The sequence below is a fragment of the Candidatus Poriferisodalis sp. genome (assembly GCF_965215815.1).
GTDB lineage: Bacteria > Actinomycetota > Acidimicrobiia > Acidimicrobiales > Poriferisodalaceae > Poriferisodalis.
On record NZ_CBDCEO010000012.1, the window covers coordinates 238,881 to 264,125 of the forward strand.

The following is a 25,245-nucleotide window of genomic DNA, read 5'->3' on the forward strand; positions in this document are numbered from 1 at the left end:
CCTCGCCTCGGACGCGATGTCGGCTTCCCGATTCTGGGATCCTCCGTGCTGTTCACCGTTTTCCTGGCGGGCGGACTCTTCTACCAGAGCCTGCAAGGCAGAGCCGCCGAACGTCTGGTGACGGTCATGCTGGTCGACGCCATCATCGTGCTCGGCATCCAGATCTACGTCGGCAACACCGGTGTGCTGTCGTTCGGCCACATCGGCTTCGGCGCGATCGCCGGCTACACGTTTGCGATTCTTGCCATCAGCCCCGAAGAGAAGCTCAAGCGCATTTCCGATGCCCCGTTCGGGCTGCACGAAGTCCTGCTGCACCCGGCGTTGGCCGTTGCCGTGGCCATCGGGGTGACAGTCGTGGTGGCGCTCGTCGTGGGTATCGGATTGGCACGCTCAGGCGCGGAATCGGGTGCTGTCGCGGCCACCGTGATCACCTTGGCCCTGCTGTTCGTCGCCCATGAGGTGGCCCGCAACTGGCCTGATCTCACTGGTGGCGACCGTGCAGGTCTCACGTTCAAGGTCGGGGCTGCGCTCGACAGCAGACTGCCGATTTATGGCTGCTTGCTGGCGGCGTTGATCGTTGCCCGGCTCTATGCGCAGAGTCGCAGCGGCAAGCTCGCGGTTGCGGCCCGTGAGGACAATTTGGCGGCACGTGCCATGGGCGTGAATCCGCTCGTGCAGCAGACCGCGGCGCTGCTCATTTCGGTGGTGGTGGTGAGCGCCGGGTCATCGCTGCGGGTGTACGAGAACGGCTCGATCCTTCCCGACGACTTCTTCTTCAGCTACACGCTGCTCACGCTGACCATGCTGATTGTGGGTGGCCGCAACAGCGTCACTGGAGCGCTCGTCGGCGTTGCGGTGATGACGGTCGGGCGCGAACTGGCCCGACGCCTCGGGCAAGACGGCTTCGAGGTGTTCGGACTCAACCTCGACACTGGACCGTTGGATTGGATATTCCGCGAGAACCTTCAGACGGTCTTTTTGGGCTTGGCAATGCTCGGCTTCATGATCTTCAGGTCCGACGGCCTCCTCGGGGACTGGGAGCTGGATGCCTGGCTGTGGCGTCGGTGGCAGCGCCGTAAGCCCGAGGAACGACCTGAACCGCTGGCTGAAGTCGCGCCGGTGGGCTTGCACGCCAAGGTGGCCCCTGAGGGTGCCGCCCTCGAAGTAGGCGACCTTGTGGTCAACTTCGGCGGCTTTCGAGCCCTCGATGGCGCAGGCCTCACCGTCGCGCCCGACGAGGTCGTCGGATTGATCGGCCCCAACGGGGCCGGCAAGACGACGCTGGTCAACGTGATCACCGGGATCGTCGATCCTGCTGAAGGCTGGTTCAGGGTGGGCGAGCGCGAGCTGAATGCCGAGCCGAGCTATGAGATCGCTCGTGCAGGTCTCCTGCGTACGTTCCAGAACCTGCGGCTCTTCGGAGCGCTGACCGTGCGTCAGAACGTGGAGTTGGCCAGTCGTGTAGCAGCCCGGCACCGGCCGGGGATCGGTCCGCCGGTGGACGCGCTCATCGCCGAGGCTGGCCTGTGGGAGGTGAGAGATCGCCGCGCCCGCGAGCTCGACTACGGCAGCGCTCGACGGCTGGAATTGGCCCGCGCGGCAGCTATGGCGCCGGCGTTCCTGCTGTTGGACGAGCCCACGAGCGGCATGAGCGATGCCGAGTCAACCGAGATGATCCGACGGATTCGCCACATGGCTGCGGCTGTCGACGCGGGCGTCTTGGTGATCGACCACGATCTCAACTTCATCACCGGCATCAGCGATCGGATATACGTTCTCGATCAGGGCAAGGTGATCAGCATCGGCACCCCCGATGAGGTGCAGGCCGACCCAGCCGTGCGTGCCGCGTACCTCGGCTCCGAGACCGGCGAGCAGACCTGAGGCTGAGTACTCTCAGAAGCGGCTGGGATGCTGCTGGGATTCGGCTGGGATGCCGCTGAACTGCCGCTGAGAATGTGCCACCGAGATCACGACGACTTGGAAGTGACATGAGCACGGCAACGCTGGATCGGACAGGCGAGCCGCAGCGAATCTGGGACGAGGGCGATCCCGACATGCCGGCCGAATTTCACGAGCTGCTCGTGCGGATGCTGAGCTATCACGTCGAGAACAGCACGAATCCGCATTACACCGACCTGCTGACCAAGCTGTGGGACCGCTGCCTGCGGTTCGCACCCGACGAAGCGACCAAGGGGCTCCTGGTCAAGCTGATGCAGCAAGAGGTCGAGCACGGCATCATCAACGCTCACATCCTGGCCGGCCTCGGAGTCGACAAGGTCGATCGCCCGATCGAGCAGTACGCGTTCCGGCTGCCAATGGATACCTTCTGCGACCTGTCGTACTTCCATGCGCTGATCGACCGGGTCGGCGTGTACATCGGCGAGACATGGGACGGCGTGCCTTACAAGCCGCTGGCAGACATCGCCACACGCGTGCACAAGGAAGAACTGTTCCATTGCACGCTCGGACTGCGCAATTTGCGCCTTCTCTGCGAGACGCCCGAGGGCCTCGATGAGGCGAACGAGCAGATCCACGTCTGGTGGCCGGCGGCGCTGGACATGTTCGGACGGTCTGATTCCGACTTTGGCGACGCCTACGTGCGGTGGGGCCTGCGAAAGAAGAACAACGCAGACCTGCGCAGGCAGTACATCGCCGATACGAGGCCGCTGCTCGAAGAGCTGGGGATCGAGGTACCGCCCAATCGGCTGAACCGCCGGTTCCTCTAGCCGGCCATGAATCCTGGAGCTACAGGACTCGCGGTCAAGATCTCACGGCCCGCGCCTGAGGTCGCGATCATCGAGACGTCGTCGTCGGTGCACTGGGAGTGCTTCTGGATTGCCGAGGGCGACCACACGCTCGTCGTGGGAGCCTTCGACCGCGGCGACAAGTCATCGCCGGAGCCTCGCGTCCAGGTCATCAACAAGCCGTACGGATGGGACATGCAGCCGGCTTCTGATCCGCCGTCTGCCGGCGACGATGAGGACCTGTTGGTACAGGTGTGGCAACTGCTGAGTTCGAGCTGAGCGTGCGGAGCGAGGTAGCGGAGTGAATCTCGAGACGCTGGGCCAAGTGCTGGTGGAGACCGAGGTGGTCGTCGAAGCCGAATCCGTGGCGCTGCTGGTCGATGCGCTCGGAACGCCCACCGCCGGCGAGGTTGCGCTGCGGCTGCCCTTCTTCGGCCCGACGGTCGGCGGCAGCGATTCGGTGGTGGGGCCCATCGGGCTCAGCCTGGAGCGAGGCCTCGCCGGCGGCCAGTCGTTCGAGTGGCACCGTTCGTTCCGACTGGGCGAGCGAGTGTCCGTGGTGGTGTCGGTGGAGGACATCATCGACAAGGGAGCGCTGCACCTCGCCACTGTGCTGTCGGAGTACCGAGACGCCGACGGTGAGCTGATACAGCGCCAGAGAACGGTGTTTGTGGAGCGCAAGCCGGCTGACCCCTCGAAGGGCCCTGAAGCGGCAGAGGGCGAGAGTTCGGCAGGGGAGGCGAGAAGGTGACTGACTTCGAATTCACCCAGGCGCCTGCTCCGACAATCACAAGGGAGGCGATGCGCAGCTTCGTCGACGGCGTGGGTGACGCAAATCCGGTGCACACCGACCCTGAGTTTGCAGCCAAGGCCGGGCTGCCCGACGTGGTGGTGCAGGCTTCCCACACCACCGCGATCGCGCTCGATGCGCTCGTCGCCCAGTTCGGTGCCGATGCGATTCTGAATCTGGACGTTCGGCTGCGCGGACCGGTCTTTCCTGGCGATGACCTGACGGTGTCGCCGGTGAGTTTTGGGGAGCACGATCGAGGCGTGGAGGTGCGCAATCAGCGGGGTGATGTCGTCGCCACTGGCATCGTCATCCTGCGCGGCGGCCCTGACGAGTCGTGAGATCTGCGAATAGGGAGACCAGATGAGCTACGAGCACCTGCTGACCGAAGACCGCGACGGCGTGCGGATCCTGACCTTGAACCGGCCGCAGAAGTTCAACTCCTGGAATGCTGCTATGCGCGCTGAGATGCGTGACGCCGTCGAGGAGACCGCGATGGCAACCGACATCCGGGTGCTGATCATCACCGGCGCGGGCCGGGCTTTCTCGGCTGGCGAGGACGTCTCGGAGATGGGCGACCTGACGGAGATGGGAACCCGGGGCTTCCGCGCCGTGGCCCGTGGCATTCACTCGGTCTTCGATCTCATCGAGGCACTCGAAGTCCCCGTCGTCGCCGCGGTGAACGGGGTCGCTGCTGGTGGTGGCTTCGAGCTGGCACTGTCTTGCGACTTCCGGGTCGTCGCCGCCAATGCCCGATTTGTCATGCCCGAGGCCAAGGTGGGGCTCATTCCCGGCTCAGGCGGCTGCTCCCGGCTGGTGCACTACGTGGGGCTCGGACGTGCCAAGGAACTTGTGATGCTGTCGCGCAACGTCGGCGCCGATGACGCCAAGGCCATGGGTCTGGCCACCGAAGTGGCCCCCGAAGGCGAAGCCGTAACGGTCGCCCTTGAGCTCGCTGCCGAGATGGCAGCCTTTGCTCCGCTCGCGCTGGGCATGGCCAAGACCGTGCTGAACACCTGCACCGATGTCGACCACGAGACCGGCCGCCGCCTCGAGCGTCTCGGCCAGAGCGTTCTCAAGACCACCGCAGACCACGCCGAGGGTGCCAGCGCGTTCCTCGAGCGCCGCACCCCCGATTGGCAGGGCCGCTAGACGCTCGCCGGTGGGTTCCCACCGCTCCGGCACAAGTTTCTTTGGGGGGAGCGCACTGGTGGTTGGTGAGACCCTCACCGTGGCAAGCTGACTGCCTCGGTCAAGGGGTGAGCAGTGGAGCCCGAATCCCAGTCTGGGTCCCGAACAAGGTTCAAGCGCCGGTCGAATGGCGACGTCGTCGTCACTGAATCGATGGGCTCGGGCCTGCGCAAGTTCGCGTATGTTGCGATCGGCATTGCTGGGGCGGTTGGCGCGACATTCGCTGTGTCTCGAGTGGCGTCACTTGTCGACTTCGATTTTCCCCCCTACGTCCCGGTCGTTGTGGGGGCGGCGCTGCTCCCGTTGGCTCTCGAGTACTTCGTGCCCGCGCACGCAGTCCTGCGTGTCAGGTCCGAAGTCGTAACGGTGCAGACGGGACGGCGTTCAAGGCAGGTCCTCCCGATCTCGTCCGTCCGATACGCGGAACATGTGCTGGTGCGGTCACCCGATCAGAATCTGGCGGCGCCGAACGCGGCTGCTGACTACGACCGTCGGTATGGCAGCAGCGATGGGTTTGCGGTGCGTATCCACTACATCCACGAAGATCTCAGTGTGCGGAGCCTCACCTTCGTGACATCCGAAGCACGGAGAGTCATCGACGCCCTGAAGCAGGTCGGCGTGCGCGTTGATCGACCGTAGAAGAACCGGGGCTGGCATGGCGATGTTCGGCGTTGCTTGACCGCTGCTGTCGTTGCTGTGGCCCGTCCCTCTGCCACGCACCACACTGGTGGCCATGGTTGATGCGATGACACTGCAGGCGGGCGCGAACCAGCCGCCGCCGCTGGAGCCCTACGACCTGTTTGGGACCGACCCGGTGCTCGGCGCTGCAACGGAACGCGAGGGTGCCCTGCGCGAGGTGATGGCCTCGTTCGGCAAAGCGGTGGGCAGCCAAGAGGTGTTCGAGTGGGGCAGCTTGGCCAATCGACACTCGCCAGAGCTGGCGACCCACGACCGCTTCGGCAACCGCATCGACGAGGTGCGCTACCACCCGGCGTACCACTCGTTGCTGGACATGTCGGTTTCAGCCGGCATCCACTGCATGCGCTATGAATCCCAGCCGGGCGACGGCGGGGTGGTCACGCGCAACGCGCTCATGTACCTGATGAGCCAGGTCGAGGTCGGCCACGGCTGCCCGACCTCCATGACGTCGGCGGCGCTCGGCGCTCTGGAGCATCAGCCAGAGCTCGCCGCAACATGGCGACCTCGCTTGGTGTCGCGCAGCTACGACCCGCGCCTCGTCGAACCGTCGACCAAGGCGGGCTGCCTCGTCGGCATGGGCATGACCGAGCGGCAGGGCGGCTCTGACGTGCGGGCGAACACCACGGTCGCTGAACCGGTCGCCGCGACGGCCGCCGGTCTGGAGGACGCCCACAGTCTGAGGGGCCACAAGTGGTTCACGTCAGCTCCGATGTGCGACGCCTTCTTGGTGCTGGCCCAGGCGCCCAAGGGGCTGTCGTGCTTCCTGGTGCCACGCGTGCTGCCCGATGGACAGCGCAACGGGCTGCGGTTCATGCGGCTCAAGGACAAGCTCGGCAACCGGTCCAACGCATCGGGCGAACTGGAGTTCGAGGATGCGGTGGCGCAGATGTCCGGTGCTTTCGATCGTGCACCGACGGATCCCGACGAGGCCGCCTTCTCGCGGCTGGCGACCGCCGTGGGCAAGTACTGGCTGACGAAGCGCTCGAGCCCTGTTGTGCGCGAAGCGTTGGAGTGCGTGGGCGGCAACGGCTACGTCGAGGAGTCGATCCTGCCGCGCCTGTACCGGGAGGCCCCCCTCAACGCCATCTGGGAGGGCGCCGGCAACGTGATAGCGCTCGATGTGCTGCGGGCGATGGCCCGCTCACCCCACAGCGCCGAGGCATTCGCAGACCGGCTGGACTGTGCTCGCGGTTCCGACGCCACACTCGACCGTCACCTCGCCGGCCTCCGCAGGACCATGCTCGGCAACGATGTCGGTGGCTCCGGCACGAGACTTGAAGCAGGTGCGCGCCGTCTCGTCGAGCAGATGGCCCAATGCTGGGCAGCGTCGCTGCTCGTGCAGCACGGCGACCCAGCACTGGCCGACGCGTACGTCCAGTCCCGCCTCGCGGGCGACTGGGACAGTGAGCTCGGCACCCTCAACCCCACCGCCACCCTGCCCCACATCGCCGCCCGAGCCGTCCCGTCCCGCTGACGCCCGCTTCGACGCTCGAGCCATGCAATCCTCTGGCATGGCGACCTTCGACGATGTGCGGCTGCTCGGCATGCAACTGCCCGAGGTGACCGAGTCGACGTCGTACGGCACACCTGCGCTGAAAGTGCGCATGAAGCTGGTGTGCCGCATGTGGGGCGATCGCGAGCACAACCGCAACAACGTTCACGACACCGAGGTACTCGTGCTGTTCTGCGAGCTGGACATGAAGCCGGTGCTCCTCGAGAACCATCCCGACGTGCTGTTCACGATGCCCCACTACGACGGCTACGGCGCGGTCCTCGTCCGACTGGCCGATGTCGAGCTCGATGACCTCGCCGACTGGATCGAGGAGAGCTACAGGCACCGAGCGCTCCCGACTCTCATCCACAAACTCGATGCCTCTTAGCGATGTGCTGAACAATCTTCGGGCTCACCTATCCGAGGGCCAAGATCGCCGTTGAGGGCGTCGATCTGACTGCACGCCCCCGACCCGATCTCTCTGACCGTTGCGAGGTGTGCGGTTGCTGGAGAGACTGGCGAACTTGCCAGCCCTGAGGGCACAAGCGCCAGTCGCCGGTTGGCGGTCGCTAGCCGCTAGTCCTGGCGGTGAGTGGCCCGCTGGCGGGCTGTTGGTGGTTATGGGGGTGTTCGGTTTGGTGGGTGGAGTTCGTAGCGGTGGTTGGTGTGGTGGCGGTGTACTTGCCAGCCGTCGTCGTGGATGTGGTGGTGGCAGCGGTTGCACACGAGCACGAGGTTGTCGAGGTCGGTGCGTCCGCCGAGTTCCCAGGGGATGATGTGGTGCGCTTCGCAGTAGATCGGCGATTTGGCGCAGCCGACACAGCTTTGGTCGCGAAAGGCCAGTGCGGCTCGCTGGGCGTCGGTGGCGATGCGGCGGGTTCGGCCCATTGCCATGTCGCCGGTGGCTTGGTTGAACACGGCGGGCAGGATTTGTGCGTCGCAGGCGAGATGCACGAGTTCGCTGGTTGGGATGGGTGTGCCGTCGGCGAGGCGCGCCTTGGCGAGCTGCTGGTTGACGGTGTCGTAATCGGCGACGATCAGCAGCGAGGTGCCACCGCGCCGTGGGCGCCCCTTGGCGTCGGGCTCGAGCATCAGCTTGGCGATCGCGTCTGCGGTGCGCTGGTGGTGGCTCGGCCGATCGGTGGGGTCTTCGTCACGGTAAAGCTCGCGTTCTTTGGCCGCCACGATGGCGGAGATCTGTGCACCGGCGATCGGGTCGAAGTGGGCGTTGAGCACCGTCATGCCCGTCTCGGTTCTGGTGAACACTCGACCTGAGCGGTCCTGGCGCTGGCGTTCCAGCAACGACTTGCCGTCGTCGCCGTTTCGGTCGGCTTGGTGGCGGCGTACCGTGCGACGGAACTCGTCATAGCCCTGCCGCTGCGCAGCGGCCGCCAGATACTGCTCGTCGATGGGGTCCTCGGCGGCGGCGCGGGCGATCAGCTTTGCGTGCGCCGCGGGGATCGCACCGCTCGCCAGCGCCGCACGCGTCGCATCCAGAGCCTCGAGGCTCACGGCGAGGCGCACGTCGCTTCTCGCGCTGCGTCCTGACGCTGCGAGCTCCATCCGTGCGGCGCGCTCAGCAGCTGCGGTGTCATGGCGGCGGACGATCTCGCCCAGCACGGCTGCCTTCATCGCCGCCAACGTCGACTCCGAACGGCCGATCACACCCAAACGACAACGCAGACCCTCATCAGACAACCCCGCCACATCCACAACACCCACGCACACACCGCCACCCGAACGACCACACGAACCCGAGGCAGGGATAGCAACAGCCGCGGAGGAACGGAGAGCCGGGGAAACAGGCGACCGGTCAGTGGCGACAACAGCGGGCGACAAGGTGGCGCCGGCAGACGACAAGTCAATAGCGGCAGCGGCGCCAGCCGATGGCCGGTCAGCAGCGGCATCAGTGGGTGCCAGGTCAGCGGCAGCGGGCGGCGCCGCAGCTATTGCTGCACTCTCCACCGGCAGGTGGTGGCCGGTCCCGCTGGCAGCACTCGAACCGTCTCTCAACATGAGAACAACCGTACGGAGGGGGTGTGACGGTCATGCTGTCGAGGTCGGCGGTCGAGTGCCTGCAACGCTCGTCCGCTGCTGCGACACAACCTGACTCGACACAGCCTGAGCGGCGGCTGGGGAATGCGGCACACGCATGCCGTTTGGGTTATTCCGGCCTCCAGCGGGCGTCTCGCGTTGTGCGGGGGTCTTCGCCGCTGAGCGCCTTGGCTTGTGCGGATTGGACCGCTGCCTCGATGACCATGCGCCCCCGATCGAGCAGCGCTTGGCTGCCGAGCACACGTTCGACAATGGCGAGCACGTCGGCGGCCGAAGCGGCGCCGACTAGCTCGATGAGACGAACAAGATCGTCGAAATCAGTGCGTCGACCCGGCCATCGCCTTCATGGCCAGCAGATGTTCTGGGGACGCGGCAAGCACATGCAGCGCTGGGTGGTCGAAGACGACCCTCGCTGCTGTGTCGAGTGTCTTGGGCACGTAGCTGGCTGCTTGGTCGTTGAGCCACGTCGTAGGCCAGCCCCGTTCCCGAGCAACCTCCCGAACCACTTCGATGAGCGGCCCGTAGCCGTCCAGGATCACGCTGTCGATGTCGTGGCTGGCGCGTTCGGCGTCGTAGGCCAATGCCATGGCCGCACCGCCGACGACGTAGATCCTTGCCACAGCCCCGCGCTGATACAGGCGTTCGGCCACCTCGGCCAGAGCCTCAAGGAAGGCACTGCGGTCCATCGCTGTTCGTGGTGGAGGCGCCATCTCAGACCACGAGCAGCTCGCGAGCGGGCAGGAAGACGCGGCGGGCTTCAAATGCTGCGGGAGAGTGGACGATGGCTTCGACGCGAAAGAAGTCGAGATCTGGGCCCGGAAACCAGAACTCGTCGAGATAGCGGGCTTCGTCGAACACCCACTCAGGGGCGATGATGCCGTCATGCATGCAGCGATGCTCCACATGTGCGGCCAGGAATGCGTCCCAGCGCCGATCAATCGGCCCCGGCTCGTCGGCCACGAGTCTCAGCCGGGCGACTGGCGGCGTGTCCTCCCACACCAGCCCGAATTCATGGAGCACGATTCGCAACCGCATCTCGTCATCGCACCCACGCAGTTGAACGACGAAGTCCTTCAGCAGCCGACTGACCGGCACGTCATCGCTGGCAAGCGCCATCCTCTCGACGGTACCGCCCGACGGCTACTCCTCGACGAGACGGGCGGGAAAGCCGCCTTTCGAGATCGGCCCCCAGCTCTCGATGTTCAGACGCAGCAGCACCTTGTCCTGGCGAGTCATCGCAGCCCTGTAGTCGTCCCAGTCTGAATGCTCGCCGCTGATCACGCGGAAATACTCGACGAGCCCTTCCATCGCATCGGGCATGTCGACCACCTCGCCACGGCACTCAAGCTGCACCCACTCGCCAGCCCACGCATCCGACATGACAACCACCCAGGCTTGCTCGTTGCGACGCAGATTGAGCGACTTGGCTCGCTCGGGGTAGCTGCTGACGAGCACGGCATCGCCCTGCTCGTCGAGGCCCATGGTGACCAGCGATGCCTGCGGACGGCCATCGCACCGCAGCGTGAGCAGGACCCCGTGGTTCCGCTTGCGCACGAAGGCCTGCATTTCTCCACGCTCGACGATTCGGTCGGTCGCGATTGACACCATCTCACCCTCCCCGGGCCATCCCACTAGCTCGGGCAGTCTCGCCGTTCGGCACACCGTTGGGCGGCTCGCGGTGCCGGTGGTTCGCATGAATCGCCCGAACAGGGAAGAATCGGCATCGGGCCGCGCTTCGTGCCGGCACAGACGAGGGGTGAACCACACAATGTTGCAGCACTACCGGGTCTTGGATCTCTGCGAGGGAATCAGCCAGTTTGCGGGCTACCTGCTTGCCAGCCTGGGAGCTGAGGTGATCGCAGTTGAGCCGCCCGGTGGCGTGCGCAGCCGCCACTTGGGTCCATTCGTCGACGACGAGCCGGATCCGGAACGCTCGCTGGGCCACTGGGCCTACAACCAGGGCAAGCAGAGCGTCGTTGCCGATCTGACCACTGCAGAGGGCCGGCAAATTCTGCTGGAGCTTGTTAGCGGCTCGGACGCGCTCATCGAAGACGCGCCGGTCGGCCACATGTCTGCACTGGGTCTCGGCTATGACGAGCTCTACGCCGTCAATCCCGCCATCGTCCATGCGTCCGTGACGCCGTACGGCTCGACCGGCCCGCGCAGCACCTGGGCAGGTTCGGATCTCACCGCTGTGGCCGGCAGCGGGTTCCTGCACGCCAGCGGCGACAAGGACCGTGCCCCCGTGAGGGTCTCGGGAGTGCCGCAGAGCTTTCTTCAGGCCGCCGGCGATGCCGCTGCGGCGACGCTCATTGCACTCCGTGAGGCCCAACTCAGCGGCCTCGGCCAGCACGTCGATGTCTCTGCCATGGAGTCGATGACCCACGGCCAGCCGCAGAACATGTCGCCACGGGTCAACGCCAACCCCATTGACCGCATCGCCGGCGGCCTCAGTCTCGGCGGCATCGACATCCCGATGATGTTCCCCTGCGCCGACGGGAACACCATCTGCGTGGCGCTCATGGGGGTGGCATTCGCGCCCTTCACGCGACGGCTCGTGGAGTGGGAAGCGGAGGAGGGCTTTGCCGACGAGGAGCTTGCGGCGGTGGACTGGGAAACCATCGCAGTCGAGGTTCTCAGCGGCCAGCGCTCGCCCGAGATCATCGTCAAATCGTTCGCGACTCATGCCCGCTTTCTCGCGACCAAAACGATCGAGGAATTGTGGGCTGCGGCTTTTGACCGGAATCTGCTGATCACGCCGTCGGCACTGGTCAGCGATCTCCTCACGAATGTGCACTTCGCCAGTCGCGACTTCTGGCGAGACTCCGAGTTGGACGATGGGCGACGTGCCCGATTTTGCGGCCCGCTGGTCCACTTCAGCGACGACGCGCCCGAACGCACGCCGGTCGTGCCACGGCTCGGCGCTCACGACGGGGCAATCGACGCCGACCGGCAGCCCCATGCGGCAACCGTGGTCGCTGTCGCCGGCGGGCCCGCGGCCAACGGCCCTGTCTCGGGCGACGCTGAGCCCAATGGCACTGTCTCGGAAGGCACAGTCTCGGGCGACGCGGTGCTACCGCTCGCAGGCCTGAAGGTGGTGGAGTTCTCATGGGTCATCGCCACGCCCTCGGCGGTGCGCATCCTGGCCGACTACGGCGCCACCGTGGTGAAAGTCGAGACCGAGAGCCGCCCGGACACCATGCGCACGGTCAACCCGTTCGTGGACGAGGACCCGCACCCCGACAACAGCGTCGGCTACGGCGTGTACAACGCAGGCAAGCGCAGCCTGAGCCTGGACCTGAGCAAGCCCGAGTCCCGCCAAGTGGTCGAGGACCTGATCCGCTGGGCCGACATCGTCACGGAGTCCTGGGCGCCGGGAGCAGCAGCGCGCATGGGCTACGGCTACGAGGATCTGTCGGCGATCAACCCCCAGATCATCATGCTGTCGAGCTCGCTGCTGGGCCAGAGCGGGCCCTATTCGAGCCTCGCCGGCTACGGATTCATGGCAGCGGCCATTGCCGGTTTCTACGAGATCACCGGCTGGCCCGATCGAGGTCCCGCCGGGCCGTATGGCCCGTACACGGACTTCTTGGCGCCACGAGTCATCGTGGCATCGCTGATGGCCGCCCTCGAGCGACGTGACCGCACTGGCAACGGCTGCTACATCGACGTGTCGCAAACCGAAGCAGCCCTGCACTACCTGGCTCCGGCCATCCTGGATGCCTCGGTCAACGGCCGAGATCCCCAGCGTTGCGGCAACGAGGATCCGCACATGAGCCCGCATGGCGTCTACCCGACCACCGGTGACGACCAGTGGGTGGCGATCGCCTGCACCGACGATCGGTGGCCAGCATTGGCCGAAGCAGTGGAGCTGGACAGTGATGGGGCCGCCGGCTGGGATCAGGCTGCTCGGCGCGAGCGTGCAGCGGTGATCGACGAGGCAATCTCGGTGTGGACCTCCGAGCGTGGCAACGTCAATGCCGCCGAGGCGCTCCAGACCCACGGCATCGACGCCTACCCGGTCAACAATGCGCAGGGCTGCTGCGACGACGTCCAGTTGCAGGCACGGGAGCATCACATCAATGTTCCCCAGAGCCACCGCGGAACGATGTGGACGCAGAACTGCCGGACGCGCATGTCACGCACGCCACCGGTGGTATGGCGCGGCGGGCCCTGCCTCGGCGAGGACAACTTCGAGGTGCTCACGGAGTATCTCGGCTACGACGCCGACCGCATTGCTGATCTTGCGGCAGCCGAAGTGCTCGGCTGAGCACGTCACCCGTCGCTGGACTCCGGCTCAGTACCTGACCCGGACTGGGCTTCGGCCTCAGCTTCAGACTCGGTGTCGGACTCGGCTTCTGCCTCGGGTTCGGCTTCTGTTTCGGGCTCGGTCTCGGGCTCAACCTCAGTGTCCGGTTCAGCATCCTTTCGGGGCGCTGGGGGAGTGGTGATCGGAGGCGGCTGGTGGCGGGCGCAGTCCCCCCCAACGATGTCGGTCAGCCGATCCACACGAGCACCTTCGGCAGCCGGCACGGGCGCACCGTTGGAATCGAGCAGGTGCGGATGGAATGACCAGCCCACGATCTCGGTCCCGTCGAAGTCGATCTGCAGCACGCCTGTCTCGCCAGTGATGCCCGACCGGTAGTGCCAGACGAAGTTGGCGAGCGAGTAGGCGACCAGTTTCCCGTCGTCGAACACGACGGGCTGCAGCACATGGGGGTGCTGGCCGATCACCGCATCGGCACCGTTGCGCAGCAGCTCGAAGGCGAAGTCGCGCTGGCGACCGTCCGGGCAGGTCATGCGCTCTATGCCCCAGTGAACGACCACAATCACGACATCGGCCTCCCGGGCAGCCACCCGGACGTTCGCGAGCACGCGGTCGCGCTGATACGCCGAAGCGATGCCGGGCCGTGACTCCCCGGCCGGAAAGCCGAGCGGCACCACCATCGAGGCCCCGACGAACGCGACGCGCACACCGGGCCGCACCTCGATGACTCGGTGCCGGTAGGCGTCGGGGCTGGTGGCTCCCGCTCCGAGCGCAATCACACCTTCGGCCTCGAGCAGATCAATCGTGTCGACGAGCGCATCGGCGCCGTAGTCCTTGGTGTGGTTGTTGGCCAGATTGGCGATATCCACGCCGGCTGCAGCGATGCGTGCGGCGGCGGACGGCGGGGCACGGAAGACGAACTCCTTGTTGGCGGGCTCGCCGCGCTCGCTGATGGTCATCTCCACATTGATGACGGCAATGTCAGCCGAGTCCAGCGATGGCTCGATACCAGCGAACGGATCGATGCCAGCAGCCTCGCTCCGGTCCATCAGCACATCCCCGCCCGCTAGCAGGGTCCACGTCAAATCTGGCTCAGTCGTCGGCGGGTCCACGACGGTCGTCGAAGACGGTCCCGCATCGCCAACGCCGGCCGCAGCAGACGGAGTCGTCGTGGCCGACACCGCCGGCGCCGGCTCTTCGGCCCCGCCGGCGTCACCAACGTCGACGGTCACCGCAGGGGCCGGTGTGACGGCGGTCGACGGCGGTAGCGGCGCCACCCGCACCGTGCTGGTACTGCACGCTGCGCCGAGCACAGCAGCGCCCGCCACGAGCACCCATGCGCGTCCCAAGACGTCCGCTCGGCGCTGCCTCCGGTCCGCGGTCGAGTTCAGCAGCGCCTCAGCCGGCGTTGAACACCCACCGCAAGCCGTGCGCAATGAGGGCGTACGGCACGGTGAAGTGGGTCTCCTCGGGCCAGATCATCGTCTTGAGCCTGAGGTTCGGATAGTCACGGCCTGCTAACAGTTCTCCCAGCCGCTCGGTGTGCTCGGCGGTGCGCGCCTGCTCGAAGATGGCGGTCGCACCCGGGTCGAAGGCGGGGCTGAGCACATCCTCCGCGCCGCCCGCAGCCAGGTACACGACCGCATCGAGGTCGTCGTTGGCGCCGGCATACGCCGCCTCGTAGTCGTACACCAGCGGATGGTCCCAGCAGATCCACGGGCTGCCGATGACATAACGGTTGAAGAATCCGCCGTGGTTGAACAGCGTGTAGCAGCCGAAGAGTCCACCCATCGAATCGCCGACGTAGGTGCGATCATCGCTCACGTTGAAGTTCTCTTGGAGCCAAGGCCACAGCTCTTCGCTCATGAAGCGGGTGAACAGCGGAGCGCCGCCGCCGACGACTTCGCCCTCGACCAGCGGGGATGCGTTCAGCTGTCCAAGCTGCCATTCGTCCGACGTCGGCGAGAAGTCGTACATGCGCCGGCCGGTCACGTACACGATGTCGCCTCCGACTGGGTAGCCGATCCCCACGGTGAGCACCGGGGGAATTTCCCCGCCCATGAGCAGCATCGTGGCCATGTCAGCGGCGAAGCCGATGCCGAAATTGGCGTCGGTCTGGTACACGACCGGCAGCGGTTCGGGCCAGTCGATAGGCGGGCCTTGCGTGGTGATCTCGAAATCGAAGTCCATGAGGTCGGAATGGACGATGTGGGTCTGTGTGAGCGAAAGCTGCTGCGGTCCTGCCATGAGACGTCCCTTTGGGTCCGATTGCGCGAGCCTGAGTCTCGCGCAGCGCACCGCTCGGCCGCGTCTCGCTCAGCCGCCAGATGAGGTCACGTCGGTGCCACGCGGTCCGGAGCGTCGAAGTAGCGTCGCGCACGCTGGGCCGTCCGGCGCCGGCAGCGCCACGTCTGGCTGCGAACAAGGAGACGCTCATGGCACTTGCAGACACAGTTCAGGGGATTCTCGACCGAGGCGTTGCCGACGGTGATGTCGTCGGGGCGGTGGCAACGATCGTCGGACCAGATGGCGAGATCTGTTCCGGTGCTGCGGGCACACGCGGCGCCGACAGCGATGTGGCGATGACCAACGACACGGTGTGCTGGATCGCCTCGATGACCAAGGCGTTGACCGGCACCGCAGCAATGCAGCTCGTCGAACAGGGCAAGCTCTCGCTCGACGGCCCGGCGGCGGAAACATTGCCGTTGCTGGACGAGCTCGATGTGCTGACCGGCTTCGACGGCGACGGCAACCCCGTTACCCGGGCCCGCAATGGAGATATCACGCTGCGACAGCTGCTGACCCACACCGCCGGCATGGGCTACGACATCTGGAGCGCTGAGCTGGGGCAGTACCAAGAAGCCACGGGCACGCCCGGCATCACCGAGTGCCAGAAATCGACGCTCAGCATTCCGCTGCTGTTCGATCCGGGCGAACGTTGGATGTACGGAACTGGCATCGACTACGCCGGCCAAATGGTCGAGACAGTGTCGGGCATGTCGCTGGGGGAGTACTTCGCGCAGAACGTCACCGGGCCGCTTGGCATGTCCGACACGGCGTTTCGAATCAGCGATGACATGCGGTCGAGAATCTCGGCCATGCATGCCCGGATGGAGGACGGCTCGCTGGTCGAGATGCCATTCGAGATCCCCCAGGACCCCGAGATGGAGATGGGCGGAGGCGGCCTGTATTCCACGATCGACGACTACTGCCGCTTCCTGACGATGATGCTGAACGGCGGCAGCCTCGGCGGCCGCCAGATTGTCTCGGCCGACACGCACCAGCAGATGGTGTCCAATGCCATGGGCGACCTGCGGGTCACCATGCTGCACACCGCTATCCCTCCGTACTCCAACGATGCAGAGTTCTTCCCCGGACTCGAGAAGTCCTGGGGCCTCACGTTCCAAATCAATGAGGAGCCTGCGCCGACCGGTCGCCCGGCCGGAGGGCTCATGTGGGCCGGGCTGGCCAACTCATTCTTCTGGATCGATCTGCAGAACCAGGTGGCCGGTTGCTACATCAGCCAGGTCGTGCCGTTCGCGGATGCGCGTTCGTACGGGCTCTACGAGGAAATCGAATCCGCCACCTACGACAGCCTGTAGCGCCGGGGACCTCCCACAGGGAGCTGGCCGCGATGCGCTTCGCTCGTTTGGCGGCCGTCGTTCAGGAGACGGCTGGGCCCAGCACCAGGCAGCCGTTGTGGCCGCCGAAGCCGAACGAGTTGCTGAGCGAGGGGCCGGGCTCCCAGTTGGCAGCCTGACCGGTCACCAGGTTGAACTCCGCGAGCTCGGGATCGGGTGTGGTCCAGCCGGCTGTCGGCGGGATCTTGCGATGTCGCATCGACATCAGCACCGCCACGGCCTCGAACGCTCCTGCGGCCCCGAGCGCGTGGCCGGTGACGCCCTTGGTTGACGTCACCAGCGGTCCGCTCGGGCCGAACAGCTTGTTGAGCGCCTCGGCTTCTGCAGCGTCGTTCAGCGGGGTGGACGTTCCGTGAGCATTCACATGCACGATGTCGGCTGGTGTCAATCCGGCATCTTCGATGGCGAGCTGCATGCAGCGCAACGCACCCGAGCCACCGGGTGCCGGTGCAGTGATGTGGTGGGCGTCGGCGTTGGACCCGGTACCAAGGATTTCGCCGTGGATGGTTGCGCCCCTCGAGACCGCCGAGTCCCAGTCTTCGAGCACCAGAGTGGCAGCGCCCTCGGTCATCATGAAGCCGTCGCGTTCCTTGTCGAACGGCATCGAGACGCCGCTCGTCGACAGCGCGGTCATGTTGACAAAGCCAGCGGTGCCCACGGGAGTCATCACCGACTCGCAGCCGCCGGCCAAGATCACGTCGGCGGCTCCGGCGCGGATCAGCCGCGTTGCGTACCCGATCGCGTGAGTCCCAGCTGCGCAGGCTGTAGTCAGAACCTCGCAGGGGCCAGCCAGGCCATACCGCATCGAAATCGCAGCACCGGGAGCGTTGGGCATCATCATCGGGATCATGAACGGCGATACCCGGCGTGGGCCCTTGCGGTCGAGCACGAGAACCTGGTCTTCGAAGGTTTGAAGTCCGCCGACGCCCGTTCCGTAGATCACTCCACAGCGCGCCGGGTCGGACGCCAAGTCGCCTGCGTCGGCGACGGCCTGCGCAGCCGATGCCATGGCGAGCTGAGTTGACCGATCGGCCCGCCGCGCCTCCTTGGGGTTGTCGAAGTACGTCGCTGGGTCGAAGTCGGTGACGCGACGTTCGCCCTCTGGCGGCTCGGAGTTCAAACCCTGCCAGAAGTCGTCCACGCCGGTCCCAGCGCACGAAATGACGCCGAGGCCGACGACAGCTACCCGACGGCTGTCGCTCACTGGCTGTAGCTCACAGCTTGGATTCGACCAGCTGGATCGCGTGGGCAACAGTGGTCACGCCTTCCAGCTCTTCCTCGTCCACGTTGATGTCGAACTCCTCTTCCAGAGCCATCACCAACTCGACGAGATCCAGGCTGTCGGCGTCGAGATCGTCAGCGAAGCTGGCCTCGGGCGTGACTTGCTCGGGGTCCACGGCCAGCACCTCGACGGCGCAGTCCCGGAATCGATCCAACGTGTCACTCATGCTGATCCCCTCATGTGTGGATTCTCACCCGCACGAACCCGCGACGGTCGTGCGAGTGGGAAGTGTAGAACCCCTGCGGTCAACGTCCTGCTCGGATACCGCCATCGTTCAGTGACCCATCCCCAGGCCGCCGTCGACGGGTAGCACAGCCCCGGTGATGTAGGCGCCGTCGTCGGACGCCAGAAACGCCACTGCAGCGGCGATCTCGGACGGCTCTGCCACACGGCCCAGCGGAACAGCCCCGGTGATCGCGGCCTGCTGCTCGGCGCTCAAGGCACCGAACATCTCGGTGGCGACCGGCCCAGGGGCAATGACATTCGCGGTAATGCCACGTGAGCCAAGTTCGCGAGCCAGCGACCGGGCCATCCCCACGAGGCCAGCTTTGGATGCGGCGTAGTTGACCTGACCCGCAGACCCCAGCAGCCCGACCACCGAGGACACGAAGATCAGCCGTCCCCAGCGGGCCCGCAGCATCGGCCGCGCTGCCCGCTTGGCCATCCGGTACGCGCCGGTGAGATTGGTGTTGACAACCGCGGCAAAGTCTTCGTCGGCCATGCGCAGCACGAGCTGGTCACGCGTGATGCCGGCGTTCGCGACCAAGATCTCGACCGGTCCCAGCTCTGCTTCGATGTCACGGTAGGCGGCGTCGACCGCATCGCTGTCGGCCTGATCGCACGCCACCCACAGCAGCCGCTCGTCGTCAGGAGCCTCGGTGCGGCTCGTGACGGCGACATGGTGGCCTGCGTCGGCGAACAGGCGCGCTGTCGCTAATCCGATGCCGCGGCTGCCGCCGGTGACGAGCACCGTCCGTGCTGTTGAGGGGCGCGCAGTTGAGGCGTTCATCGTGTGCCGAGTGCGTGGTGCTGGTCGCCGGGTCGTGCGGGAATCTTCCGGCTCACGAAGCCTGGGCCGGAGCACCCGACCAGCGCAGCAACGCCGAGGCAGAGGTCATGCCGGCCCCGAATCCGACCAGCAGTACGTGGTCGCCCTTGTTGATTCGCCCGCCGCGCACTGCGTCATCGAGCGCCAGGGGGATCGACGCTGACGAGGTGTTGCCGGTGCGTTCGATGACCATCGCAGCCTTCTCGAAGGGAATGCCCAGCCGCTTGCAGGCGGTTTCGACGATTCGGACGTTTGCCTGGTGCGGAACGACCACGTCGATCTCGTCGGGCGTCAGTCCGGCCTGCTTCATCGACTGGCGTGCCGACTCCTCCATCACGAGCACGGCCTTCTTGAAGACCGCCTGGCCGGCCATCTGGATGTAGCCGTCGTGCTCGCAGTAGAGATGATCCTCCATGGAGCCGTCGCTGGAGACATGCCAGCCGAGGAGATCGGAGCCCTCTTCGCTGCGTTCCAGCACTGCGGCTCCAGAACCGTCGGCGAAGAGAATGCAGGTGGCCCGGTCAGTCCAGTCGATGATCCGGGAGAGCACCTCAGCACCGATGACCAGCACACGCTCGTGACCCATGGCAATCATGCCGTGACCCGCAACCAGCGAGTACACGAAGCCCGAGCACGCGGCGTTGACGTCCATTGCACCGCAGTCGAGACCGAGGGCTTCCTGCACTCTCGACGACGAAGCGGGAACGCAGCGGTCCGGTGTGGTGGTCGCGAGTATGAGCATGTCGATGCCGGAAGGGTCGACGCCGGCGACCTCCATCGCCGCTGCCCCCGCTCGTGCCGCCAACCCTGCGGTGGTGCCGCCGATGTTTCGTTGTTTGATGCCGGTGCGCTCGATGATCCACTCACTGGAAGTGTCGACCATCTCTGCCAGGTCGTCGTTGGTCATGACGCGCTCTCCGAGCGCCGTGCCGATGCCGACGATGCGCGCGTTCGAGGCGCAGCCCGCAGTGAGCGTCATCTGTGGCCTCCCCTTCAGGTGCCGTCTGCCGTTCGCAGCCACGCGACGGGTTGCCGTGCGGTGACTCGTTCACCTTCGACGGCCATGATCCCCATGACAGTACCCGCAAATGCAGAGCGCACTTCCTCTCCGGCCACGTGCCCGATCACATCACCCACCCTGATCTGCTGGCCGTCGCCGACGCCCGCGCCAAGAGTGAAGAGCCCTGCGCACGGGCTCACGATCAGTCGCTCGGTGACGTAGAGGTTCTCGCCCCCCACAACCGTGGGCGCAGAAGGGGCATCGGTCGCCAGCTCTTCCATGAAGGCGTCGATCTCGGCGGGGGCACCGACCGACAGCACCCTCGCTCCCTTGTGGGTGCGCTTGGTCATGCCGGTGAGCACCTTGCCGGGGCCGAGTTCCACGAACGTCGTGACTCCCAAATCGGCCAACGCATGGAGGCTGGCCCGCCACAGCACTGGGCTCGTGAGCTGCTGGGCCAGCACCGTGCGCCACTCGTCGGCATCCGAACGTGGGCGCGCATCGACGTTGGCCACTACCGGCACGCTCGGAGCACGGATCTCGACTTCGGCCAGCGCCTTGCGCAGCCGGTCTCGGGCGGGCTGCATGAACGGTGTGTGGAATGCGCCGCCGACGGGCAGCTGCATGAGGCGCTTGGCCCCCGACAATTTCGCTTCGTCGCCGGCGGCGGCGACGGCCTCGGGAGCGCCTGCGATGACGACTTGGCCCGGAGCGTTGTAGTTCGCAACCCAGACATCGCCTGGGGTGGCCTCGCACGCCTCCGCCACCAGGTTGTCGTCGAGACCGAGCACCGCTGCCATCGTCCCTTCCTGCTCATCGGCGGCGATCTGCATGGCCTCGCCGCGTTCGGCGACGAGCCGCACGGCATCGTCGTAGGCCAGAGCGCCGGTTGCGGTCAGCGCGCTGTACTCGCCAAGCGAGTGCCCTGCGGCAATGGAGAAGGTCGCTCCCGTGCGCTCGACTGCGTCGAGCACCACCATCGACAGCACGAAGGTGGAGAGCTGCGAATTGCGGGTATGGCGAAGCTCGTCGGCGTCGGCTTCGCACAACAGCGCTGCGACGTCGCGGCCGCAGGCGTCAGATGCCTCTTCGACGAGTTCCCACGACTCGTGCGAAGTCCAGGGCTCCCCCATGCCGGACTGCTGCGAGCCCTGACCCGGAAATGTGAATGCGAGCACTCGGCCTCCTCCGCAGCGCCAGTGCGGGAAGTCCGGGCTCGAGCCCGGGCCGCGGCGCGGTGAACGCACATTGGGATTCAGCCGAAAGGGTAGGTGGCGTTTCGGTGCGAGGGCGACCGCGCGGCTGAGTACGCTGAGCGGCCCGTAGCCCGGGTGGTGAAACGGCAGACACGGGGGACTCAAAATCCTCTGCCCTCGCGGGCGTGCGGGTTCAACTCCCGCCCCGGGCACGCGGCCTCGCGGCAAGTCGGCACCCTCAGCCAGAGGTGGAGGCTGCGACACAGAATTTCGGCGAGGCCCCGCAGCCCGACCGGTAAGCTGACCGATCCGCAGCAGCCCGGCAGGTCCTGCCCGCCGGTGCGACCTTCTTCCGCCAGGGGAGCGTGAGTGTCCAAGCGAGTCGTGATCGCAGAGGACGAGGCCATCATCCGGCTCGATCTGCGCGAGATGCTCGAAGACGAGGGCTACGTGGTCGTGGCGGAGACGGGTCGAGGTGACGAGGCAGTGGAATTGGCCCGCCTGCATCAGCCCGAGGTGTGCATCTTCGACATCCAGATGCCCGGGCGCGACGGCCTGGACGCAGCGCGGGAGGTGGCGGGCGACCGCACCTCCGCTGTGCTCATCCTTACTGCGTTCAGCAAGCGCGACCTCATCTCCGAAGCCCGAGACGCCGGCGTGCTCTCGTACCTGGTGAAGCCGTTTCAGCGTGAAGAGCTTGTTTCGGCCATCGAGGTGGCATGGGGTCGCTTTACGGAAATGAGAGAGCTAGAAGACACGGTCGAGAGCCTCGAGGAGAAGCTGGAGACTCGCAAAGCCGTGGAGCGTGCGAAGGGCTTGCTGATGGACGATTTCCAGCTTTCCGAGCGGGATGCGTTCGAGTTCATCCGGAGTACGGCCATGGCCAACCGCGCGAAGATGCGAGACATCGCTCAACAGATCGTCGACGGACTGCTGACTCCTTAGAACCTGCCCATCTGAATCTGCCAGCCTCAGGCGACCGCCCCGACACAGTTGGGAGAATTCCGATGTCGAAGCTCCTGTTGCTCGACGGGAACTCCCTCACCTACCGGGCGTTTTTCGCCGTTCCTGAGGACATGGCCACCCGCTCGGGACAACCCACCGGCGCCGTCTTCGGGTTTACGTCCATGCTCATCAACCTGGTACGGGATCACCGTCCCGACGCCATAGCGGTGTGCTTCGACCGTCGCGAGCCGACGTTCCGCCACATCGCTGCGCCGGAGTACAAGGCGCACCGCGATGAAACCCCCTCGACGCTCATCGACCAGATGGGTCTGGTGCGCCAAGTACTCGAGTCGCTCAACATCGCGGCCGTCGACTGCTCGGGCTTCGAAGCCGACGACCTGCTGGCCACCCTGGCGTTTGAGGCCGAACAACGCGGCGACGATGTGCTGATCGTCAGCGGGGACCGCGATGTGTACCAACTCGTGCACGATCCCAGGATCCGGGTGCTGTACAACCGGCGTGGCGTCACTGACTATGCGCTCTACGACGAAGCGGGTATCGCAGAGCGCACCGGTGTCACCCCGGACCTCTACGTGCAGTACGCCGCACTTCGTGGCGATCCGTCGGACAACTTGCCAGGAGTGCCTGGGGTCGGAGAGAAGACTGCGGCCAAGCTCCTCAACAAGTACGGCAACGTCGAGGAGTTGCTGGCCGCGGCCGCGCAGCAGACCCCGAAGCTGGCCGAGAATCTTGCGGCGCACAGCGATGTCGTGCGGCGCAACATCGACCTCATGACCTTGCGGATGGATGCGCCGATCAAAGTGACATCAGCTGATCTCCGCTGGGACAGCTTCGATGCCGAGCTCGCAGCGCGCACGTTCGAGTTCTTGGAGTTCGGCAGCCTGCACGCCCGGCTCCGGGACGCCCTGGTCGGCACTCCGCTGGACGGTCTGCTGGTGCCGGACACGAGTTCGCCCGACACTGCTCGGCTTGCGGACGCGCAGTTGCTGCCGATCGCCTCAAGCGCCGATGCCACAGCGCTGCTGAGCGAACTGGCCCAACAAGACGGACCTGTCGCGCTCGGGTTCGCCATCGAGGGTGATGGCACGTTGGGTGTGCTTGCGGTCGCCATCGACCCCTCGCAGGGGACCGTGCTCGCTCTCGGTTCCGAGCATCTCGTGCTGCCGGACGTTGCCCGGGCAGTAGCGCATCTGGTCGGGAACGAAGGACCAGGCGTCCACGTCCACCAGGCGAAGTCGCTGATGCGCGCACTCGCTCGCCTTGCGGGCGATCTCGATGCCGGAGTGACGCTCGCTGGGCTCGCCGTGGACACCTCGATCGCCGCCTACCTCATCCACCCGTCTGAGGGACGCGACGAGCTGGGCACGCTCCTCGCTCGACATTGCGGCACCGAGCTCGGCGACGGGGACACCCAGGGCCAGTTGGGCTTCGACGATCTCGACGCCGACGGGCCATCTGGGGGCGCGGTGGCTGGTCGCGACGCACTCGCCGTGGCGATGCTGGCGCCGATGCTCGACCGGCAACTCGCAGACTTGGGAATGTCCGACCTGTATCAGGACATCGAGCGTCCGCTCATCTCGGTCCTGGCTCGCATGGAGACCGTCGGGATCGGTGTCGACCGCGGCGAGCTGGAGTCGTTGCGTGATCATCTCACCGGCGAAGTGCTCGCGCTGGAAGCCGAGGTACGGCAGCTGGCCGGCCGGGACGATCTCAACGTCAATTCGACCAAGCAGCTGGCCGAGGTTCTCTTTGAGGACTTAGGCCTGACACCGCAGCGCAAGACGAAGACCGGGTATTCCACGAGCGCAGCAGCGCTGGAGTCGCTGCGAGGGGAGCACCTGATCGTGGACCGGCTGCTGGCTTTCCGGGAAGTGGAGAAGCTGCGATCCACCTATGGCGTCAGCTTGCTCGAGTGCGTCGCCCCCGATGATCGCATCCACGCCACGTTCAACCAGACGGTCGCTCGCACCGGCAGGCTCAGTTCCGAAGATCCAAACCTGCACAACATCCCGGTGCGGACCGAACAGGGCCGGTTGTTCCGGCGCGCTTTCGTGCCTGACGATGGATTCGAGCTTCTCATCGCCGACTACAACCAGATCGAGCTGCGCGTGATTGCCCACCTGTCCGGCGACCCGGGTCTCGTGGGAGCCTTTGAGGCGGGACATGACATCCACAGCGCAACGGCCGCCTCGCTGTTCGGCATCGGCGCGGACGACGTCAACCCGAAGCAGCGATCGGTGGCGAAGATGGTGAGCTACGGCCTGGCGTACGGGATGGAGGCGTACGGCCTCTCCCAGCGCCTCGGCGTGCCCACGGACGAAGCGGCAGAGATACTGAACGCGTACTTCGAAGCGTTCCCGAAGGTGCGGTCGTTCATGGATGGGGTGGTGGAGCAGAGTCGTGAGCGGGGCTACACCGAGACGGCCTTCGGCCGTCGCCGCCCGCTTCCCGAGTTGAGCTCTCGCAACTTCCGTGTACGCCAGGCTGCTGAGCGTCAGGCCATGAATGCTCCGATCCAAGGACTCGCCGCGGACATCTTCAAAGTGGCGCTGGTCCGGCTTGATGCGGCCTTGGGGGATCGTTCCGCAGCGAGCAGGTTGGTGCTGCAAGTGCACGACGAAGTAATTCTCGAAGTGCACCCCGCCGAGGCCGCCGAAGTGACCGAGCTGACGGTTGAGACAATGCGGCATGCCGCCGATCTGGCGGTTCCGCTGGAAGTCCACATCGCGATGGGCTCCACCTGGGCAGACGCCAAGGGCTGAACAGCCCAAGTCTTGACGCAACAGGGCCGGTAGCATCTCCGTGCGCTGTGTGCGGCATGCTCGGCCGCCTGCGCCCGTATTTCCGACCTGAGCATTCCCTCCGTGACCGACGCAC

The 25,245-nt window shown here is 65.9% G+C and carries 24 protein-coding genes and 1 tRNA gene; 14 read left to right on the forward strand and 11 right to left on the reverse strand.

Annotated features, from left to right (window positions below; genetic code table 11):
- Positions 1-45 precede the first annotated feature (45 nt).
- The 9 genes from ACOOHB_RS03120 (at position 46) to ACOOHB_RS03160 (ending at position 7,301) form a co-directional block, all read left to right on the forward strand.
- Positions 46-1,881: an ATP-binding cassette domain-containing protein gene (locus ACOOHB_RS03120; RefSeq protein ID WP_420443361.1), complete on the forward strand. Its 1,836-nt coding sequence runs from the start codon at positions 46-48 to the stop codon at positions 1,879-1,881.
- Between the two features lie 107 nt (positions 1,882-1,988).
- Positions 1,989-2,726: a Phenylacetic acid catabolic protein gene (locus ACOOHB_RS03125; protein ID WP_420443362.1), complete on the forward strand. Its 738-nt coding sequence runs from the start codon at positions 1,989-1,991 to the stop codon at positions 2,724-2,726.
- A 6-nt stretch (positions 2,727-2,732) separates the two neighbouring features.
- Positions 2,733-3,023, forward strand: a complete 291-nt coding sequence (locus tag ACOOHB_RS03130) for a hypothetical protein (RefSeq protein WP_420443363.1) — start codon at positions 2,733-2,735, stop codon at positions 3,021-3,023.
- Positions 3,024-3,045: 22 nt separating this feature from the next.
- Complete coding sequence (locus tag ACOOHB_RS03135) at positions 3,046-3,495, forward strand: FAS1-like dehydratase domain-containing protein (RefSeq protein ID WP_420443364.1); 450 nt, start codon at positions 3,046-3,048, stop codon at positions 3,493-3,495.
- Positions 3,492-3,872 carry a MaoC family dehydratase gene (locus ACOOHB_RS03140; RefSeq protein ID WP_420443365.1) on the forward strand — a complete coding sequence of 127 codons (381 nt, stop codon included), beginning with the start codon at positions 3,492-3,494 and terminating at the stop codon, positions 3,870-3,872. Before ACOOHB_RS03135 ends, ACOOHB_RS03140 begins: the two co-directional genes overlap by 4 nt.
- A gap of 22 nt (positions 3,873-3,894) precedes the next feature.
- Entirely contained in the window at positions 3,895-4,683 is a 789-nt protein-coding gene (locus ACOOHB_RS03145) for an enoyl-CoA hydratase/isomerase family protein (RefSeq protein WP_420443366.1), read from the forward strand.
- 114 nt (positions 4,684-4,797) lie between these two features.
- Positions 4,798-5,361: a hypothetical protein gene (locus ACOOHB_RS03150; RefSeq protein ID WP_420443367.1), complete on the forward strand. Its 564-nt coding sequence runs from the start codon at positions 4,798-4,800 to the stop codon at positions 5,359-5,361.
- A 94-nt stretch (positions 5,362-5,455) separates the two neighbouring features.
- Positions 5,456-6,895 carry an acyl-CoA dehydrogenase family protein gene (locus tag ACOOHB_RS03155; RefSeq protein ID WP_420443368.1) on the forward strand — a complete coding sequence of 480 codons (1,440 nt, stop codon included), beginning with the start codon at positions 5,456-5,458 and terminating at the stop codon, positions 6,893-6,895.
- 22 nt (positions 6,896-6,917) lie between these two features.
- The gene (locus tag ACOOHB_RS03160; RefSeq protein WP_420443369.1) at positions 6,918-7,301 is read left to right on the forward strand and encodes an MmcQ/YjbR family DNA-binding protein; all 384 of its coding nucleotides are present in this window, start codon (positions 6,918-6,920) and stop codon (positions 7,299-7,301) included.
- 230 nt (positions 7,302-7,531) lie between these two features.
- Here the strand turns inward: ACOOHB_RS03160 and ACOOHB_RS03165 are convergent, their stop codons facing one another.
- The 4 genes from ACOOHB_RS03165 to ACOOHB_RS03180 all read right to left on the reverse strand — a co-directional run bounded on the left by ACOOHB_RS03165 (position 7,532) and on the right by ACOOHB_RS03180 (position 10,576).
- On the reverse strand, positions 7,532-8,929 hold the full coding sequence (locus ACOOHB_RS03165; protein ID WP_420443370.1) for an HNH endonuclease: 1,398 nt from the start codon (positions 8,927-8,929) through the stop codon (positions 7,532-7,534).
- Positions 8,930-9,285: 356 nt separating this feature from the next.
- Positions 9,286-9,654: a nucleotidyltransferase gene (locus tag ACOOHB_RS03170; RefSeq protein WP_420443371.1), complete on the reverse strand. Its 369-nt coding sequence runs from the start codon at positions 9,652-9,654 to the stop codon at positions 9,286-9,288.
- Positions 9,655-9,679: 25 nt separating this feature from the next.
- A complete protein-coding gene (locus ACOOHB_RS03175; protein WP_420443372.1) occupies positions 9,680-10,084 on the reverse strand; it encodes a hypothetical protein in 405 nt (134 codons plus the stop codon).
- A gap of 24 nt (positions 10,085-10,108) precedes the next feature.
- Positions 10,109-10,576: a PPOX class F420-dependent oxidoreductase gene (locus tag ACOOHB_RS03180; RefSeq protein WP_420443373.1), complete on the reverse strand. Its 468-nt coding sequence runs from the start codon at positions 10,574-10,576 to the stop codon at positions 10,109-10,111.
- Positions 10,577-10,736: 160 nt separating this feature from the next.
- Between ACOOHB_RS03180 and ACOOHB_RS03185 the strand changes: the two genes are divergently transcribed.
- Positions 10,737-13,238 carry a CoA transferase gene (locus ACOOHB_RS03185; RefSeq protein WP_420443374.1) on the forward strand — a complete coding sequence of 834 codons (2,502 nt, stop codon included), beginning with the start codon at positions 10,737-10,739 and terminating at the stop codon, positions 13,236-13,238.
- Between the two features lie 5 nt (positions 13,239-13,243).
- Here ACOOHB_RS03185 and ACOOHB_RS03190 read toward each other — a convergent pair whose 3' ends face one another.
- Positions 13,244-14,584, reverse strand: a complete 1,341-nt coding sequence (locus ACOOHB_RS03190) for a CapA family protein (protein WP_420443375.1) — start codon at positions 14,582-14,584, stop codon at positions 13,244-13,246.
- 49 nt (positions 14,585-14,633) lie between these two features.
- Positions 14,634-15,482 (reverse strand): alpha/beta hydrolase, encoded by an 849-nt coding sequence (locus tag ACOOHB_RS03195; protein WP_420443376.1) that lies wholly within the window; start codon positions 15,480-15,482, stop codon positions 14,634-14,636.
- Between the two features lie 188 nt (positions 15,483-15,670).
- Here ACOOHB_RS03195 and ACOOHB_RS03200 point away from each other — a divergent pair, with 188 nt between their 5' ends.
- A complete protein-coding gene (locus ACOOHB_RS03200) occupies positions 15,671-16,837 on the forward strand; it encodes a serine hydrolase domain-containing protein (protein WP_420443377.1) in 1,167 nt (388 codons plus the stop codon).
- A gap of 61 nt (positions 16,838-16,898) precedes the next feature.
- Here the strand turns inward: ACOOHB_RS03200 and ACOOHB_RS03205 are convergent, their stop codons facing one another.
- The 5 genes from ACOOHB_RS03205 to fabD all read right to left on the reverse strand — a co-directional run bounded on the left by ACOOHB_RS03205 (position 16,899) and on the right by fabD (position 21,384).
- Positions 16,899-18,080, reverse strand: a complete 1,182-nt coding sequence (locus ACOOHB_RS03205) for a beta-ketoacyl-[acyl-carrier-protein] synthase family protein (RefSeq protein WP_420443378.1) — start codon at positions 18,078-18,080, stop codon at positions 16,899-16,901.
- 10 nt (positions 18,081-18,090) lie between these two features.
- Entirely contained in the window at positions 18,091-18,324 is a 234-nt protein-coding gene (gene acpP, locus ACOOHB_RS03210) for an acyl carrier protein (RefSeq protein WP_419552816.1), read from the reverse strand.
- A gap of 108 nt (positions 18,325-18,432) precedes the next feature.
- Positions 18,433-19,167, reverse strand: a complete 735-nt coding sequence (fabG, locus tag ACOOHB_RS03215; RefSeq protein WP_420443379.1) for a 3-oxoacyl-ACP reductase FabG — start codon at positions 19,165-19,167, stop codon at positions 18,433-18,435.
- 52 nt (positions 19,168-19,219) lie between these two features.
- Positions 19,220-20,185 carry a beta-ketoacyl-ACP synthase III gene (locus ACOOHB_RS03220; protein WP_420443380.1) on the reverse strand — a complete coding sequence of 322 codons (966 nt, stop codon included), beginning with the start codon at positions 20,183-20,185 and terminating at the stop codon, positions 19,220-19,222.
- A gap of 14 nt (positions 20,186-20,199) precedes the next feature.
- Positions 20,200-21,384: an ACP S-malonyltransferase gene (fabD, locus tag ACOOHB_RS03225; protein WP_420443381.1), complete on the reverse strand. Its 1,185-nt coding sequence runs from the start codon at positions 21,382-21,384 to the stop codon at positions 20,200-20,202.
- 147 nt (positions 21,385-21,531) lie between these two features.
- On the opposite strand from fabD, the gene ACOOHB_RS03230 reads away from it, so the two are divergent.
- The 3 genes from ACOOHB_RS03230 (at position 21,532) to polA (ending at position 25,130) form a co-directional block, all read left to right on the forward strand.
- Positions 21,532-21,614 (forward strand) — tRNA-Leu (locus ACOOHB_RS03230).
- A gap of 157 nt (positions 21,615-21,771) precedes the next feature.
- Entirely contained in the window at positions 21,772-22,347 is a 576-nt protein-coding gene (locus ACOOHB_RS03235; protein WP_420443382.1) for an ANTAR domain-containing response regulator, read from the forward strand.
- Between the two features lie 62 nt (positions 22,348-22,409).
- Complete coding sequence (polA, locus tag ACOOHB_RS03240) at positions 22,410-25,130, forward strand: DNA polymerase I (protein WP_420443383.1); 2,721 nt, start codon at positions 22,410-22,412, stop codon at positions 25,128-25,130.
- Positions 25,131-25,245 lie beyond the last annotated feature (115 nt).

Bases quoted from the DNA above. Each gene is read 5' to 3' on its own strand.
- ACOOHB_RS03155 (WP_420443368.1), top strand. From the start codon at position 5,456: ATGGTTGATGCGATGACACTGCAGGCGGGCGCGAACCAGCCGCCGCCG.
- ACOOHB_RS03220 (WP_420443380.1), bottom strand. From the start codon at position 20,185: ATGACGCTCACTGCGGGCTGCGCCTCGAACGCGCGCATCGTCGGCATC.
- polA (WP_420443383.1), top strand. From the start codon at position 22,410: ATGTCGAAGCTCCTGTTGCTCGACGGGAACTCCCTCACCTACCGGGCG.
- ACOOHB_RS03185 (WP_420443374.1), top strand. From the start codon at position 10,737: ATGTTGCAGCACTACCGGGTCTTGGATCTCTGCGAGGGAATCAGCCAG.
- ACOOHB_RS03165 (WP_420443370.1), bottom strand. From the start codon at position 8,929: ATGTTGAGAGACGGTTCGAGTGCTGCCAGCGGGACCGGCCACCACCTG.
- ACOOHB_RS03195 (WP_420443376.1), bottom strand. From the start codon at position 15,482: ATGGCAGGACCGCAGCAGCTTTCGCTCACACAGACCCACATCGTCCAT.
- ACOOHB_RS03175 (WP_420443372.1), bottom strand. From the start codon at position 10,084: ATGGCGCTTGCCAGCGATGACGTGCCGGTCAGTCGGCTGCTGAAGGAC.
- ACOOHB_RS03200 (WP_420443377.1), top strand. From the start codon at position 15,671: ATGGCACTTGCAGACACAGTTCAGGGGATTCTCGACCGAGGCGTTGCC.
- acpP (WP_419552816.1), bottom strand. From the start codon at position 18,324: ATGAGTGACACGTTGGATCGATTCCGGGACTGCGCCGTCGAGGTGCTG.
- ACOOHB_RS03180 (WP_420443373.1), bottom strand. From the start codon at position 10,576: ATGGTGTCAATCGCGACCGACCGAATCGTCGAGCGTGGAGAAATGCAG.
- ACOOHB_RS03130 (WP_420443363.1), top strand. From the start codon at position 2,733: ATGAATCCTGGAGCTACAGGACTCGCGGTCAAGATCTCACGGCCCGCG.
- fabG (WP_420443379.1), bottom strand. From the start codon at position 19,167: ATGAACGCCTCAACTGCGCGCCCCTCAACAGCACGGACGGTGCTCGTC.
- ACOOHB_RS03170 (WP_420443371.1), bottom strand. From the start codon at position 9,654: ATGGACCGCAGTGCCTTCCTTGAGGCTCTGGCCGAGGTGGCCGAACGC.
- ACOOHB_RS03125 (WP_420443362.1), top strand. From the start codon at position 1,989: ATGAGCACGGCAACGCTGGATCGGACAGGCGAGCCGCAGCGAATCTGG.
- ACOOHB_RS03145 (WP_420443366.1), top strand. From the start codon at position 3,895: ATGAGCTACGAGCACCTGCTGACCGAAGACCGCGACGGCGTGCGGATC.
- ACOOHB_RS03160 (WP_420443369.1), top strand. From the start codon at position 6,918: ATGCAATCCTCTGGCATGGCGACCTTCGACGATGTGCGGCTGCTCGGC.